The 14,863-nt window shown below is 63.5% G+C and carries 13 protein-coding genes, 1 tRNA gene and 1 riboswitch; of the genes, 5 read left to right on the top strand and 9 right to left on the bottom strand.

Features of this window, described 5'->3' with window-relative positions; all coding sequences use genetic code 11:
• Nucleotides 1–199 precede the first annotated feature (199 nt).
• A complete protein-coding gene (locus WJU17_RS13045; protein ID WP_346328951.1) occupies nt 200–634 on the bottom strand; it encodes a GcrA family cell cycle regulator in 435 nt (144 codons plus the stop codon).
• 216 nt (nt 635–850) lie between these two features.
• Between WJU17_RS13045 and WJU17_RS13040 the strand changes: the two genes are divergently transcribed.
• The 4 genes from WJU17_RS13040 (at nt 851) to WJU17_RS13025 (ending at nt 4,802) form a co-directional block, all read left to right on the top strand.
• Nucleotides 851–1,663 (top strand): ABC transporter permease, encoded by an 813-nt coding sequence (locus WJU17_RS13040; protein WP_346327833.1) that lies wholly within the window; start codon nt 851–853, stop codon nt 1,661–1,663.
• A 94-nt stretch (nt 1,664–1,757) separates the two neighbouring features.
• A complete protein-coding gene (locus WJU17_RS13035) occupies nt 1,758–2,948 on the top strand; it encodes an aspartate aminotransferase family protein (RefSeq protein ID WP_346327832.1) in 1,191 nt (396 codons plus the stop codon).
• On the top strand, nt 2,945–3,880 hold the full coding sequence (gene argF, locus WJU17_RS13030) for an ornithine carbamoyltransferase (RefSeq protein ID WP_346327831.1): 936 nt from the start codon (nt 2,945–2,947) through the stop codon (nt 3,878–3,880). The genes WJU17_RS13035 and argF overlap by 4 nt, the downstream gene beginning before the upstream one ends.
• A 4-nt stretch (nt 3,881–3,884) precedes the next feature.
• Complete coding sequence (locus WJU17_RS13025) at nt 3,885–4,802, top strand: Hsp33 family molecular chaperone (RefSeq protein WP_346327830.1); 918 nt, start codon at nt 3,885–3,887, stop codon at nt 4,800–4,802.
• Between the two features lie 3 nt (nt 4,803–4,805).
• Here the strand turns inward: WJU17_RS13025 and argE are convergent, their stop codons facing one another.
• From argE to WJU17_RS12990, 7 genes are all read right to left on the bottom strand, one after another.
• Nucleotides 4,806–5,969, bottom strand: coding sequence for an acetylornithine deacetylase (gene argE / locus WJU17_RS13020; RefSeq protein WP_346327829.1), 1,164 nt, complete (start codon nt 5,967–5,969; stop codon nt 4,806–4,808).
• Nucleotides 5,970–5,973: 4 nt separating this feature from the next.
• Entirely contained in the window at nt 5,974–6,579 is a 606-nt protein-coding gene (gene folE, locus WJU17_RS13015) for a GTP cyclohydrolase I FolE (protein WP_346327828.1), read from the bottom strand.
• A 13-nt stretch (nt 6,580–6,592) separates the two neighbouring features.
• Nucleotides 6,593–6,985 (bottom strand): Co2+/Mg2+ efflux protein ApaG, encoded by a 393-nt coding sequence (apaG, locus tag WJU17_RS13010; protein WP_346327827.1) that lies wholly within the window; start codon nt 6,983–6,985, stop codon nt 6,593–6,595.
• Between the two features lie 131 nt (nt 6,986–7,116).
• Nucleotides 7,117–8,310, bottom strand: a complete 1,194-nt coding sequence (gene metZ, locus WJU17_RS13005) for an O-succinylhomoserine sulfhydrylase (protein ID WP_346327826.1) — start codon at nt 8,308–8,310, stop codon at nt 7,117–7,119.
• Nucleotides 8,307–8,921 carry an FMN-binding negative transcriptional regulator gene (locus WJU17_RS13000; protein ID WP_346327825.1) on the bottom strand — a complete coding sequence of 205 codons (615 nt, stop codon included), beginning with the start codon at nt 8,919–8,921 and terminating at the stop codon, nt 8,307–8,309. The genes metZ and WJU17_RS13000 overlap by 4 nt, the downstream gene beginning before the upstream one ends.
• Before the next feature lie 37 nt (nt 8,922–8,958).
• Nucleotides 8,959–9,035, bottom strand: a riboswitch (SAM riboswitch).
• Nucleotides 9,036–9,058: 23 nt separating this feature from the next.
• Nucleotides 9,059–11,491 (bottom strand): ATP-binding protein, encoded by a 2,433-nt coding sequence (locus tag WJU17_RS12995; protein WP_346327824.1) that lies wholly within the window; start codon nt 11,489–11,491, stop codon nt 9,059–9,061.
• A gap of 91 nt (nt 11,492–11,582) precedes the next feature.
• Nucleotides 11,583–12,398, bottom strand: a complete 816-nt coding sequence (locus WJU17_RS12990) for a mechanosensitive ion channel domain-containing protein (RefSeq protein ID WP_346327823.1) — start codon at nt 12,396–12,398, stop codon at nt 11,583–11,585.
• Between the two features lie 111 nt (nt 12,399–12,509).
• On the opposite strand from WJU17_RS12990, the gene WJU17_RS12985 reads away from it, so the two are divergent.
• Nucleotides 12,510–12,583, top strand: a tRNA-Gly gene (locus WJU17_RS12985).
• A gap of 85 nt (nt 12,584–12,668) precedes the next feature.
• Here the strand turns inward: WJU17_RS12985 and WJU17_RS12980 are convergent.
• On the bottom strand, nt 12,669–14,786 hold the full coding sequence (locus WJU17_RS12980; protein ID WP_346327822.1) for a hypothetical protein: 2,118 nt from the start codon (nt 14,784–14,786) through the stop codon (nt 12,669–12,671).
• Nucleotides 14,787–14,863: the final 77 nt, after the last annotated feature.

Raw genomic sequence — 14,863 nt, 5'->3', positions numbered from 1 at the left:
TGCCCCGCACCTATACCGTTACCCCGGATTTATTCCGGGGCCTGTGGGCGCGCGAGGGGCATCGGGGTGGGAATAGCGTCCGCGCTGGCGCCAGTCTCTTGCGGCCATCGCGTGGAGAGGCGGGCCCCGGAATGAATCCGGGGTGACACGTCAGGGGGGCTGCGGGCCGCCCCTGTTCGTTCCGGGCGCGAGAACCCTTTCAGCGGTTGCCGCGGCGGCGGTCCTTGCGGGGTTGGGGGGCCTGGTAAGCCATGGCGGCGTGGTGAGCGCAATAGGGCTGGCCCGGCGTGGACTTGCGGCCGCAGAAGCGGAAATCCGCGTCGCCGGGATGGCCGAGCGGCCATTTGCACATGCGGTCGGTCAGGGTCAGGATGCTGATGATCTCGGGCTCGGCCTTGGGTGCCGGCTTTTCGACCTTGGGCGCCTTCTTGACCGGCTTGGCGGCGGGCTCGGCCGCTTCCTCGACCGGCTTCTTCACCGGCGACGGGCGCGAGGACAGGCCAAGGCGGTGGGCCTTGCCGATGACGGCGTTGCGCGTGACGTCGCCGCCGAGTTCCTCGGCGATCTGACTGGCGCTGAGACCCTTCTTCCAAAGGTTCCTGAGCAGCTCGACCCGATCTTCGGTCCAACCCATGGTCATGCTTTAAACGTCCTGTCCGGAGGTGTGGCGGCGCACACTACAAAAAACGCCGGTTTTGGTCAATCTCCGCCGGTTTCGGCGGCACCGGCGGCGTTCAGGACCCTGATATGGGGCGCGGGGCGGCGCCGTCAATCGCCGCACGGCGCGCGTGCGCGGCGGCACGCGTGCGGGACTTGCCCATGATGGCGGGCAGGGAGTAGAACCGCGGCCATGCACCAGATCATCGAAAAGCCCGCCTACGACGTGCGCCCGATGGGCCGGGTCAACTGGATCGGCCTGTGGACGCTGTACTGCAAGGAAGTACAGCGCTTCATGAAGGTCGGCATGCAGACGGTGTTCGCGCCGGCGGTCACCACCATCCTGTTCTTCGCCATCTTCATGGTGGCGCTGGGCGGCGATCACCGCGTGGTCGACGGCATGCCGTTCGGCGAGTTCCTGGTGCCGGGCCTGGTGATGATGGGCATCGTCCAGAACAGTTTCGCCAACACCTCCTCGTCGCTGCTGATCGCCAAGGTGCAGGGCAACATCGTCGACCTGCTGATGCCGCCGCTGAGCGCCGGCGAGATGACGCTGGCCTTCGTGCTGGGCGGCATCACGCGCGGCCTGCTGGTCGCCGTCGTGGTGGTGCTGCCGCTGCTGCCGTTCGTGCACGTGGCGCTGCCGCATCCGTTGGTGGCGCTCTATTACGCGCTGTCCGCGTCCATGCTGCTGTCGCTGATCGGCCTCTTGGGCGGCATCTGGGCGACCAAGTTCGATCATATGGCGGCGGTGACCAACTTCGTCATCATGCCTTTGTCATTTCTGTCGGGTACGTTCTATTCCATCGAGCGTCTGCCCGGCGTCTGGCAGACGATCAGCCACTTCAACCCGTTCTTCTATGCCATCGACGGGCTGCGCTATGCATTCACCGGCCATGCGGACGGGTCGATCGTGCTGGGCGCCGTCGTCATGGCGGCGCTGAACGTGATCTTCTACGCGATCTGCTACTGGGTCTTCCGACGAGGGTACCGGCTCAAGGATTAGGCAGACCGCGCGTCTGCCTTTTTCGTTGACTCGCCGTGGGGGCCTCCCGATACTCCACGGCTTTTTCCAGACCCTCACGCGGACGGGGATTCCGATGATCACGGCTGTGATGCCGACCTATGGACGGGCCGATCTTGCCTTCGACAAGGGCAAGGGCTCGTACCTCTATACCACCACTGGCGACAAGTTCCTGGACTTCTGCGGCGGCATCGCCGTGACCAGTCTGGGCCATGCCCATCCTCATCTGGTCGAGGCGCTGAAGGCGCAGGCCGAGGCGCTGTGGCACACGTCCAATCTGTACCGAATTCCGCAGCAGGAAAAGCTGGCCGCGCGTCTGGTCGAGGCAACCTTCGCCGACACGGTGTTCTTCTGCAATTCAGGCGCCGAGGCGCTGGAATGCGCGATCAAGACCACGCGCAAATATCACTATGCCAATGGCGCGCCCGAGCGCTATCGCATCATCACCATGGAAGGCGCCTTTCATGGCCGCACGCTGGCGACCATCGCCGCCGGCGGTCAGGCCAAGCATCTTGAAGGCTTCGGCCCCAAGGTCGAAGGTTTCGACCAGGTGCCGTTCGGCGACCTCGAGGCGCTGAAGGCGGCCATCGGTCCTGAAACCGCCGGTATCCTGTTCGAGCCGGTGCGCGGCGAGGGCGGCGTCAACGCCGTGCCGGTCGAGCTGATGGCCGCGATCCGCAAGCTGTGCGACGCACACGGGATCCTGCTGGTGCTCGATGAGGTGCAGTCGGGCGTGGGCCGCAGCGGCAAGCTGTTCGCCTATCAGTGGTCCGGCATCGAGCCGGACATCCTGGCGACGGCCAAGGGCCTGGGCGGCGGCTTTCCCATCGGCGCCTGCCTGGCGACGGAACGGGCCGCCAAGGGCATGGTCGCCGGCAGCCACGGTTCGACCTTCGGCGGCAATCCCATGGCCTGCGCGGTGGCGAACGCGGTGCTCGACGTCATCCTGGCGCCGGGCTTCCTCGACCGGGTGCAGGATCTGGGCGGCTACATGGGCCAGAAGCTGGGCGCGCTGGTCGCCCGTCATCCGGACGTGCTGGACGGCGTGCAGGGCCTCGGCCTGATGCGCGGCCTGCGCTGCAAGGTGCCGAACACGGACATCGTCAACGCGCTGCGCGACCGCCATGTGCTGACGGTGGGCGCGGGCGACAACCAGGTACGCCTGCTGCCGCCGCTGACGGTGACCGAGGACGAGATCGACGAAGCCATCGACGCGCTGGACGGCGCCTGCGCGGCGGTGGCCGCCCAGCTGAGTCCAGCGTCATGACCGGCGGCGCGTACCGGCACTTCCTCGACCTCGACCAGATCGACGCCAGCGACCTCCGGCAGATCATCGACCGCGCCAAGGCGATCAAGAACGCCCGCGCCGGGCTGCCGAAGGGCGCCGCCGACCCGGCCAAGCCGCTGAACGGCGAAATCCTCGCGGCCATCTTCGAGCGCGAATCCACGCGGACCCGCGTGTCCTTCGACGTGGGCATGCGCCAGCTCGGCGGCCAGACAATGGTGCTGACCGGCGACGAGACGCAGCTGGGCCGGGGCGAGACCGTGGCCGACACGGCCCGCGTGCTGTCCCGCTTCGTCGACGTGCTGATGCTGCGCACGCTGCGCCACGACTATCTGCTGGAGCTGGCCGAGCACGCCACCATTCCGGTGATCAACGGCCTGACCCAGCTGACCCATCCGTGTCAGCTGATGGCCGACGTCATGACCATGGAAGAACACCGGGGGCCGGTCGCGGGCAAGGTCGCGGCCTGGACAGGCGACGGCAACAATGTCTGCGCCAGCCTGGTGCATGCCGCGGTGAAGTTCGACTTCGAGCTGCGCATCGCCACGCCGCCGGAATATGCCCTGCGTCAGGACGTGCTGGACTGGGCGGCCGCCCAGGGCGGCCGCGTCAGCGCCACCGAAGACCCGCACGCGGCGGTGAAGGACGCGGATTTCGTCTTCACCGACACGTTCGTGTCCATGGGCCAGACCGGCCGCGAGCAGCGGCTGGAGCGACTGGACCCTTACCGGATCAGCGAGGCGGTCATGGCGACGGCGAAGCCCGATGCCCTGTTCCTGCACTGCCTGCCCGCGCACCGGGGCGAGGAAGTGGACGAGGCCGTGATCGACGGCCCGCAGTCGGTGGTCTGGGACGAGGCGGAGAACCGCCTGCATGTCCAGAAGGCCATCCTGCTCTGGTGCCTGGGAAAGTAATTCTATGTCGAGCATGCCTCTTGCGCCCGCGCCGCGCGGCGACGACCTCATCCTGCCGTTCCAGATCGAGGGGCAGGATGTGCGCGGGCGCGTGGTGCGGCTGGGACCGGTGGTCGCCGATATCCTGGGCAAGCACGATTATCCCGAGGGCATCGGCAGCCTGCTGGCCCATGCGCTGACCTTGACGGCGCTGCTGGGCAGCTCGATCAAGTTCGAGGGCAAGCTGACCATGCAGGCCAAGGGCGACGGCGCGGTGAAGACCATCGTGGTCGATTACCGCACGCCGGGCGAGCTGCGCGGCTGGGTGGCGTTCGACGCCGAGCTGTATGCCGCGGCGGTCGAACGCGGCGTCGACCCGGGCCGCGAGGTGCCGCAATTGCTGGGCGGCGGCTATCTGGCCTTCACCATCGACCAGGGCCCGGACACGGAGCGCTATCAGGGCATCGTCGGCCTGGAAGGCGGGACGCTGGCAGAGTGCGCCCAGCGCTATCTGGACGACAGCGAGCAACTGCCATCGGCGGTGAAGCTGAGCGCGGCCCGGGTAGACGGCCACTGGCGCGCGGGCGGCATCATGGTGCAGCACCTGGCCTCGGCCGGCCGCCAGCACGGCGACGATGACGACGACGATACCTGGCGCGAGGCCGCGATCCTGATGGCCAGCACCAGCGACGCCGAACTGGTCGCCGCCGACGTGACCTCGGAACAGCTACTGTTCCGCCTCTATCACGAGCGCGGCGTGCGGGTGTTCGAGACGATTCCGCTGAACGTGTTCTGCCAGTGCAGCCGCGAGCGCATCGAGGGCGTGCTGAGCCAGTTCTCGGCCGAGGAGATGGCCGACATGGTGGTCAATGGCAAGATCGAGGTGACCTGCGAGTTCTGCAGCACCCGCTATGATTTCGATCCGCCGACCGCGTCGGCGTAACCCTCAGGCCGACAGCGCCGCGACCAGCTTTTCGACGAATTCCGTGCCCTCGTCCATCTGGCTCAGTTCGATGAACTCGTTGGGCCGGTGCGCCTGGTCAATCGAACCCGGACCGCACACGACCGTGGGAATGTCGGCCTGCTGGAACAGGCCGGCTTCGGTGACATAGGCGGCGGTCAGCGTCTCGTTGTGGCCGGTCAGCGCCAGCACCAGTTCCTCGGCGGCCGAATTCTCGCGGCGCAGCAGGGCCGGCGCGCGGGCGATCTGGGTGGTGACGATGGACGCGCCGTCGAACCGGGCGCGCATTTCCGCCAGCACTTCGGCCGAGAACGCCTCGAACCGGTCGATGATCTCGTTCTCGTCGGCCTGCGGCAGCGACCGGTATTCCCAGACGAAGCGGCAATGGTTGGGCGTGATGTTGAGCGCCGTGCCGCCATTGATAGTGCCTACGTTGAGCGACGTGTAGGGCGGATCGAAGCGGCCGGTCGCGTCGCCGCGCTGCTTCATCTCCGCCAGCAGGCCGCGCAGGAACTCGATGAGCCGCGCCGCCGCCAGGATGGCGCTGACGCCGAACTCGGTGTTGCTGGAGTGGGATTCGCGGCCGACGATGACCGTCTCGAACGCGCGGATCCCCTTGTGCGCGGTCACCGCGCGCATGGAAGTGGGTTCGCCGATGATGCACGCGCGCGGGAGCGGGCGGCGGCCGCTGATCCGCTCGATCATGCCGGCGACGCCGCGGCAGCCGACTTCCTCGTCATAGGAAAAGGCGAAATGGATCGGCTCGCGCAGCCGTGCCGCGGCGATGGTGGGCGCCATGGCAAGGCAGATGGCGATGAAGCCCTTCATGTCGCAGGTGCCGCGCCCGAACAGCTTGCCATCCCGTTCGACCATGCCGAACGGATCGCTGTCCCAGTCCTGGCCCTCGACCGGCACCACGTCGGTGTGGCCGGACAGGACGATGCCAGGCCGGCCGGCCGGGCCGCCGATGGTGGCGAACAGGTTGGCCTTGCCGCCGGTGTCGTCGCGGATCAGCTCGCTCTCGATGCCCAGCGCCGCAAGCCGCGCCGAGACATAGTCGATCAGCGCCAGGTTGGAGTTGCGGCTGACCGTGTCGAAGGCGATCAGGTGGCCCAGGATCTCGACGGCACGGCGGGCATTCGGGCGCATCGGCTTAGCCGTAGACCCGGCTGGCGGGACTACCGATCATGGCCATGAACTCGGCCCGGGTGTGGATGTTCTCCTTGAACGCGCCGAGCAACGTGCTGGTGACCATGGAGACGCCGTGCTTGTGCACGCCGCGGGTGGTCATGCAGTGATGCGCCGCCTCGATCACCACGGCGACGCCATCGGGCTTCAGCGCGCTGTTGATGCATTCGGCGATCTGGGCCGTCATCTTTTCCTGCACCTGCAGCCGCTTGGCGAAGGCGTTGACCACGCGGGCCAGCTTGGAGATGCCGACGACCCGGTTGGTCGGCAGGTAGGCGACGTGCGCCCGGCCGATGATCGGCGCCAGATGATGCTCGCAATGGGATTCGAACGGGATGTCGCGCAGCACGACCATCTCGTCATAGCCCGCGACTTCCTCGAACGTCCGCTCGAGATACTGATTGGGGTCTTCCCGATAACCGGCGAAATATTCCTCGTAGGCGCGCACGACGCGCGCCGGCGTATCCACCAAGCCCTCGCGGTCGGGGTCGTCGCCCGCCCAGCGGAGCATGACCCGCATCGCTTCCTCGGCCTCTTCACGGGTCGGTGCCCGAGCCACTCGCTTGTCCATTTTCTGCTCCCCGTCAGTTCAGGCTTGTCCGCTGGTACGGACTGTCCAGCGAAAAGGCGGGAATCTCGATCTCGAAACCCTCGCCGCCCCTTGTTTCCATCTGATAGCGCCCAACCATGATCCCCGATGGCGTCGACAGCGGCGTACCGCTGGTGTACTCGAAGCTTTCGCCGGGATGCAGGACCGGCTGTTCGCCGACGACGCCTTCGCCGCGCACCTCCTGAACCTGGCCATGGGCGTCGGTGATGTGCCAGAAACGGCTCAGCAGCTGAACAGTTTCACTGCCCTGGTTCTCGATGTTGACCTGATAGGCCCACACGAAATGATTGTCATCGGGATCGGATTGCTCCTCGATGAAGTAGGGCGTGACGGTCACGCTGATCTGCCGGGTCACGGCGTTGTACATGGTCAACCCTTCGTTACGTCGATGCGGGCGGCATGGGGGTACTCTAACCGTGGCGCGCGGTTTGTCCACACCGGCGGCGCGGTTTCCCCAGGAGACCGCCGCCGCGGCCGTTCTACGCCGCCCGCGGCGCGCTAGATCCTGGTCAGCGCCTCGGCCAGGTCCTCGATCAGATCGTCCGCGTCCTCGAGGCCCACCGACAGACGGAGAGTTCCCTCGCCGATGCCGAGTTCGAGGCGCGCCGCTTCGGCCAGCGAGCGGTGCGTGGTGCTGGCCGGATGGGTCATCAGGCTCTTGGCGTCGCCCAGATTGTTGGAGATATCGATGATCTCCAGCGCGTTCAGCAGATGGAACGCGCCGTCGCGCCCGCCGGGCACGTCCATGGTGATGACGGTGCCGCCGGCGGCCATCTGGCGCATGGCCAGTTCGTGCTGGGGGTGATCCTTGCGGCCCGGATACAGCACACGGGACAGCTTGCCACTATCGGCGAGGAAGTCGGCGACCTTGGCCGCGTTCTCGCACATGCGCGTCACGCGCAGGTCCAGCGTCTCCAGGCCCTTGAGCAGGATCCAGGCGTTGAACGGGCTCATGGTCGGCCCGGTGTGGCGCAGATACTGGTTCAGGTGATCGTCGAAGAACTGCTGCTGGCACAGGATGACGCCGCCGAGCGCTCGGCCTTGGCCGTCGATGTGCTTGGTGCCGGAATAGACCACCACGTCGGCGCCGTATTCGGTCGGCCGCTGCAAAAGCGGCGTGGCGAACACGTTGTCGACGACCACGGTGGCGCCGACCGCGTGCGCCAGGTCGCAGACCACTTGCAGGTCGACCACGTCGAGGGTGGGATTGGCAGGGGTTTCGACGAACACGGTCTTGGTCCCCGGCGTGATCGCCCGCGCCCAGGCGTCGTTGTCGGCGCCGTTCACCAGTTCGGTGGTGATGCCGTAGCGCGGCAGGATCTCGTCGAGGATATAACGGCACGAGCCGAACAGCGCCCGGGCGCCGACGACCTTGTCGCCGGCCCGGAGCTGGCAGGTCAGCGCCGCGTTGACGGCGGCCATGCCCGTGGCTGTCGCCTTGGCGACCGGCAGGCCTTCGAGGATCGACATGCGTTCCTCGAACATGGCCACGGTCGGGTTGGACAGACGCGAATAGGTGAAGCCCTCGGCCGCGCCCGCGAACCGGTCGGCGGCGACTTCGGCCGCGTCGTAGCGGAAACCCGAGGTCATGAAGATGGCCTCGGAGGTTTCGCCGAACTGCGAGCGTTTCAGGCCGCCGCGCACCAGTTTGGTCGCGAGGCGCCAGTCGGCGGGAGTTTTCTTGTTGGTCATGAACGGACTTCCTTTTCCTTCTGCTCCATCGCATCGGCGATGGCCGTATTGTCCTCGCCGCCCCGCGCCCGCAGCGCGCCGATCACCTTGCGGCGATCGATCGCCGTCCGGTTCTGCGACAGTTTCCATTTCGCCTCGACGCGGCCGAGTGGAATTTCCATGCCGACGATGTGCTGCTGCATGGAAGTGACCTTGACCGCGTCGACGGCGCCCAGGTCCCAGACTGGCTTGGGCGCCAGATGGGCTTCCTCCTGCGCGATCAGCGCGCGCAGATGGCCCTCCAGCGCCGCCTCCGGCAGCTGGCGCGCCTTGCCCCGCACATGGACCGCCAGATAGTTCCAGGTGGGTACGTCGCCGGCTTTTTCGTACCAGTCGGGAGAGATATAGGCATGCGGGCCGGAGAACACGGCCAGCACTTCCTGGCCGATCGCATCCTGCCAGACAGGATTGTCGCGTGCCACATGACACCGCAGCACCTGCTGGCCGCGATCGAGCACGAAAGGAATGTGGACCGCGTCACCGCCGGCAACGAGCAGGCCGAACCGGTAGCGTTCGATCAGGTCGAGCGCCGCGTCGCCGTCATCCTCCCTGAAATGGTCCGGTGTGTACATCGTCCACGCCCACAACAAAAAACCCCGACCGACAGGTCAGGGTTTGCGCCCGACCGTTTAGCTGTTTGTTTTACGTGGCCGCAAGCAGGTCGCCAAATCACCACGGCCTTCAGTGTTAGGCTTTTTGGCCAAACCCGTCAAGATGGCGGCGCATCCAGCACCGCCCGCAAATGGGCCGCAAGGTCACGGTTGCGGAAGGGCTTGCGCAGGATGGTCGCGGCGCCTTCCAGCCGCGCGATCCGATCGAGCGCCTTCTTGGGGTAGCCGGACATGAACAGGACACGCAGGCCCGGACGGGCGGCCTGCGCCTGCGCCGCCAGCACGTCGCCATAGGTGCCGCCCGGCAGGACGATGTCGGTGAGCAGCAGATCGACCGGCGCCGGGCCCGACAGCCGCTCGAGCGCCTCGTGGGCATGGATGGCGGCCTCGACCCGGTAGCCAAGACGCTCGAGGCGTTGGATCATGAGCTCGCGCACGCCGGGATCGTCCTCGACCAGCAGCACCCGCTCGCCCTGCCCGCGCACGGCCGGATCGGGTTCGGCGGGTTCACTGTCGGCCTCGCCGCCGGCCAGGTGGCGCGGCAGGTAGAGGGTCATGACCGTGCCGTCACCCGGAACGCTGCGCACGTCGATGGCGCCGCCGGACTGGCGCACGAACCCATAGGCCATGCTGAGGCCCAGACCGCTGCCACGGCCGGCGTCCTTGGTGGTGAAGAACGGCTCGAAGATGTGGGCGAGGACCTCGGGCGTCATGCCGGTGCCCGTGTCCGCCAGTTCGATGGCCACATAGTCGCCGGGCGGCGCCGGGTCAGGGCTGTGCTGACCGGCGGCCTCGAGGCGCTGGTTGCGCGTTGCGATGGTCAGACTGCCGCCGCCCTCCATGGCGTCGCGGGCATTGAGCGCCAGGTTGAGGATGGCGGCCTCGAGCTGGGTCGGATCGACGCGGATCAGCCACGGATCGACCTCGAGCGCGCGGCGGACCGTGATCCTGTCGCCCAGCGCATGGTCGAGGATGTCGCCCAGACCGACGATCAGCGTGTTGACGTCGATGATGCGCGGCGACAGCGCCTGCCGGCGCGAGAAGGCCAGCAGCCGCTGGATCAGCGTGGCGCTGCGCTCGGCCGCGTTGAGCGCCTTGCGCAAGGTCGAGAGCGCGGCCGGATTGTCGCGGACCGCGTCCTCGGTCAGTTCCATGTTGCCGATGATGACCGCCAGCAGATTGTTGAAATCATGGGCCAGGCCACCGGTCAGCTGGCCGACGGTCTCCATTTTCTGGGCCTGGAACAGGGCATCGGCGGATTCGATCTGTTCGGTGATGTCACTGCAGGCCCCTCGATAGCCGCTGAAGGCCCCAGATGGATCGAAGACCGGCTTGCCGCTGACCTGCAGTACCTTGTGTTCGTCGTTGAAGGTGTTCATGGGCAGGCGAAGATTGCGATAGGGCCGGCGGTGGCGGATCGCCTCGCGGGCCTCGATCCAGTCACCCTCGGTCAGCGCCGTCATCTCATCCCGGAAGGTGCTGCGGCCCAGCAACGTTTCGGTCTGGCTGCCGACGAAATCGGCGAAGCGCTCGGACACGTAGACGAGGCGGCCCTCGGAATCCGTTTCCCAGAAGAAATCGCTGGCGCTGTCGGCGATGTCGCGCAGGCGCCGTTCGCTCTGGGCCAGATCGGCCTGCATGCGGCGCGCCGTCTCCATGGCGGTATAAAGTAGCAGCGCCGTCGCGGTCGACAGCGCGCAGAACACGGTCAGGGTGGTCCACTGCCCCGCCGAGGTGAATTCGTGGAGCGGCCCAGCCCCCTGCGTGGTGCCGTACATGGCAAAGACCAGCGAGACGGCGACCAGGATGCCCAGCCCCAACAGATTGAAACGCACCGCCATCCAGGCGAGCAGCGGAAACTGGCTGACGACCATGGCGAGCTGGATGGGATAGGGCAGCGTCGGCAGGTTGACGATCACCGCCGACAGGGCCTTGATGCCCAGCAAGGCGACGAATTCCAGCCAGCGCGCCGGTCGGGTCGCGATGGGCTGGGCGAGCGCCAGCCCCATGATCAGGGGCACCAGCGCCATGGCGCTGAACAGGCAGCCGACGGCGCGGCTGAGCGCCAGCAGCGGCCCGTCCCCCAGCGGGACGAGGCCGGCGGCCGCGAAGGCGATACCGTCAGCGAGACCCGCCAGCAGCGCGGTGAAGGGAATGACCGCGCCGACCAGCCAGCCCGCGTCGCGGAACCGGTCCAGCGGCAGGCCGAGATCCAGGCGGCGAAACAGCCAGCCTCCGCCCCAGGCCGAGACGGCACCGGTGAGCACGCTGAGCACGGCGGTGGCGGGATCGAGCCCGGCGACCAGCGCCCCGGCCAGCCAGCCCAGAATCACCCCGGGCAAGGCGACGGCGCCGAAGGCGATGACGCCGCCCAGAGCCACGCCCATGGGCCACCAGGTGGCGGGCGAGGCCATGCCGTCAATGGCGACAAGCGGGCCGAGCGCCGCCGCGGCCGCGCACGACGCAGCGAGCAGTAACAGCCGCAGGAGATTGCCCCCGGTTCGCGGGAAAACCGCTTCCAACGTTCGCATGACACTGGCCCCAACGCGCCAGGCGTTATCCCCCAAGGCCTTCATCATACGAAAAAACCCGGGCGAGGGGTGAACAATTCGCCCTGAAGGGTCACGGGGCGCCGTTATGAGTCATATGCTGGGCGAGCGGGATGGCGACCCCTTCGGCGTCGAAGCGCTGCTTGAGCGCGCGGATCAGATCGAAGCGGAAGGCCCAGTAGTCGGACGTGTTCACCCAGACGCGCACGATGACCTGCACCGCCATTTCGGTGAGCGCGCCGGTGACGACCTGCGGCGCGGGGGCCGCCAGCGGGCGCGGGTCGGCGGCGATGGTCTGGCGCACCAGTTCCATGACCCGGTCGATGTCGTTGTCGTAGCCGATGCCCAGGGTGAGATCGACGCGGCGGGTGCGGTGCGCGCTGAAATTCTTGATCACCGAGCCCCAGACCGCGCCATTGGGCAGGATCAGCAGCACGTTGTCGGCCATGGACAGCTCGGTGGTGAACAGGGTGATCGCCTTGACCGTGCCGCCCTGGCCCGCCACCTCGATATCGTCGCCAACCTTGAACGGCCGGAACAGCAGCAGCATGACACCGGAGGCGAAATGGCTGAGCGTGCCCTGCAGCGCCAGGCCCACGGCGATGCTGACCGCGCCAAGCACGGCGATGATGCTGGTGGTCTCGACGCCGAACTGGGCCAGCAGGGCCAGGATGGTGAAGCCGACGATGCCATAGCGCACGGCGCTGGACAGGAAGGTGATGATGGTGGGATCGATCCGCGTGGTACGCCGGGAGATGCGCGAGATCGCCCGGCCGCCCCAGGACGACAGCGTCCAGCCGACGATGAGGATGACGATGCCGCCGACCAGCTTCAGCCCGTAGGCGGTCAGCAGCGCGGTGACGTCCCTGACGATCTCTTCCATGTCCATGCGGCGGCTCCGGTCTCGTGACGGGATCAATACGGGAAAACGCCGCCGCGCGGGAGTGGTGAAAACACTCGACAGGCCGCGCCGATATGCTATCTCAGACGGACAGCGCGCGCGGGTGTAGCTCAATGGTAGAGCAGAAGCTTCCCAAGCTTACGACGAGGGTTCGATTCCCTTCACCCGCTCCAGTTTTTTGTAATTGGTAGAGATGCGGGCGAGCCTGTTTTGAAGGCTGTTATCCGTAATCGTGAGCACTCCCTGCCAACGCAAGTACTAAACTTCGCCTTCTAATAACAGCGAATCACCGCTTGTATCACTAAAATAGGCAGTCCTCGCTTGATTGGTCAGAGTGTAGCTGAATACGTTCCCTTTCTGCTCTCGCTCAACCAGTTTACGCTCGGCAAGGTTTCGCCCCCTCCTGCCGACCAACTGGCCGGAACAGTCAAGCTCTGTTGCTATTTGCGATGCAACTAGAGTTTCGTCTTCTGCATACAACACCTGCATTATCCCAAGCTCGGCATCAGGAAGCAACAACTCTGGACTAATGGCCTCCAAAACATCGCCGTATTTTTTCGAAAGATTTATAACTTTGCATTGTCCCCTTAAGCAGTTTGGACATCTCATTTTAAACGTTTTTAACGAACTCAACATTGACATATCAAACTCAGTCATACAGCTATCGCACTTGACCTCTTGATTCGAATTTACGTACTCCAGAACAATTCCATTATAGTCAAATTGCCTATCCACAAAATATAATCGATCCTCGCGTCGATCTGACGGGCGCCCGAATCCGATCTGATACTTCATACATAAGCCGTAATTTAGAGCGTAGACCGACACTCTTTTGCCAGCGCGATCTGATTGCTCAAAATACTTTGTCATAAAGAAGGACAATTCCAACGAGAGCAAAAGCTCGTCGTAGTCCTGAGCTACGTAGAAATGGCTAGAAAAAGGTCTAGAGCGCGAATGAGCACCATCTCTAGAGCCCTCTTGCCGGATGCTTCTGGCCCTAGAAACAACTCGCTCTAACAACTCCTTAAGCGAGTAGACTGATGACCGCTCTTCAAACGCCATTTTATATTTTCCTGTAGTGAAAAACGGCGCAATCTTATCTTCGTAATAACGTTGAGCTGCCTCCTGAATTGCCTGCACACCAATGGCGCTTCCATAAATTAGATTAGCCTCATGGGCGTACAGAAGTATATGCCCTAACGTTCTCGGGTTTGCCATTGATGCATAAAACAAATGTCTCCATAAATCGGAACTTCTCTGGTTAAAAAATCCATCAATACTAGATTTGCAATAATACTGAACTCTCTTTTCAACAAGGCGTCGGACAAAGTCTATGGCTTTTTCTTCCATTTTATTCACACCAGACTGTCCATATAGACCATACATATCGAGATTTATTATTTCCATTTTTGTAGTATCAAGGGATCCCAAATATACTCTCCCAGGATATGCGGCGATCTTGAATTTAATAAAATCAGACCATCTAGATAGTGGAGAAATTAGAGCATCCACGAGTATGTTCATCGCCTCCCTAGGAAGCTCCGAAAAATCATCAAGAAATAAATACAAATGCTTGATTCCCAACGCCGAGAGAATCTTCTTTATCTCATCTAATACTTCATTAACACCAACAACTCGCATTAATATCTGGGTGTAAACCTCCTCTCCTGCTTCTTCTAATGAGTGTCCTGATTCTGCACTAACGTCCGCGCCTACTGATATCCCTCGCTCAGAGGCTCCCACTTGTAAAGCCGCGATATCTTTGTCGCTAGTTTTTTCAGAAAACAACACTTTCTTATCTTTCGATAAGAATCCATCTATGTTTTCGTAGTTGGGGTGATCTAAATGGGAAATAATTTTGTCGAGGCCAGAAAATACCTCCGCTGAGGTGCCTGTTAGGCGCTGCTTAAGTTTACCTAAAAAGTGCTGATCAACTTGTCTTTTTAGCTCATCCCGGATGTCAGATATGAGAGTATAAAAAAACCGCTTATACAAAAGAAATTTTTGTATCTGCTCAGTAGACATTGCATTATGGAAAATATCTAATTTTGCCGCTGCTCCTGGATCAACTTGCGATGATTCGTATACGTTCCGTATATCCATGTAGGCCGAAATGGCACTCATCTTATTTTTTCGGACTTCATGCTGGACACGTTGAAAGACCGTGGATTTTCCAGTCCCCTTCCGGCCTACAATGATAGTAGTACTGGGCGCCAACAATGTCTTAAATACCTGATCATTAGGAAGAGGGTCAACGTAAAGCTTTTCGATAAGAGAACGGTCTTTCTCATCTGTTAGCTCAGCACGGCTAAACAGCTTAAGAGAGATGGCCGCACTGTGAAAACTGTCAAGTTGCTTTGGCGTAAAGGCAGGCATAGCGTCCCTCAAATCCATAAATACTAGCACCGAGTAGCGACTGTGCCCCCACCGACTCTACGATGTGTTTCCATCAA

Origin of the sequence: Iodidimonas sp. SYSU 1G8 (genome assembly GCF_039655775.1) — a bacterium.
Classification (GTDB): Bacteria; Pseudomonadota; Alphaproteobacteria; order SMXS01; family SMXS01; genus RI-34.
Note: the sequence above shows the minus strand (reverse complement) of the source record. Positions and strands in the feature narration are given on the sequence as shown.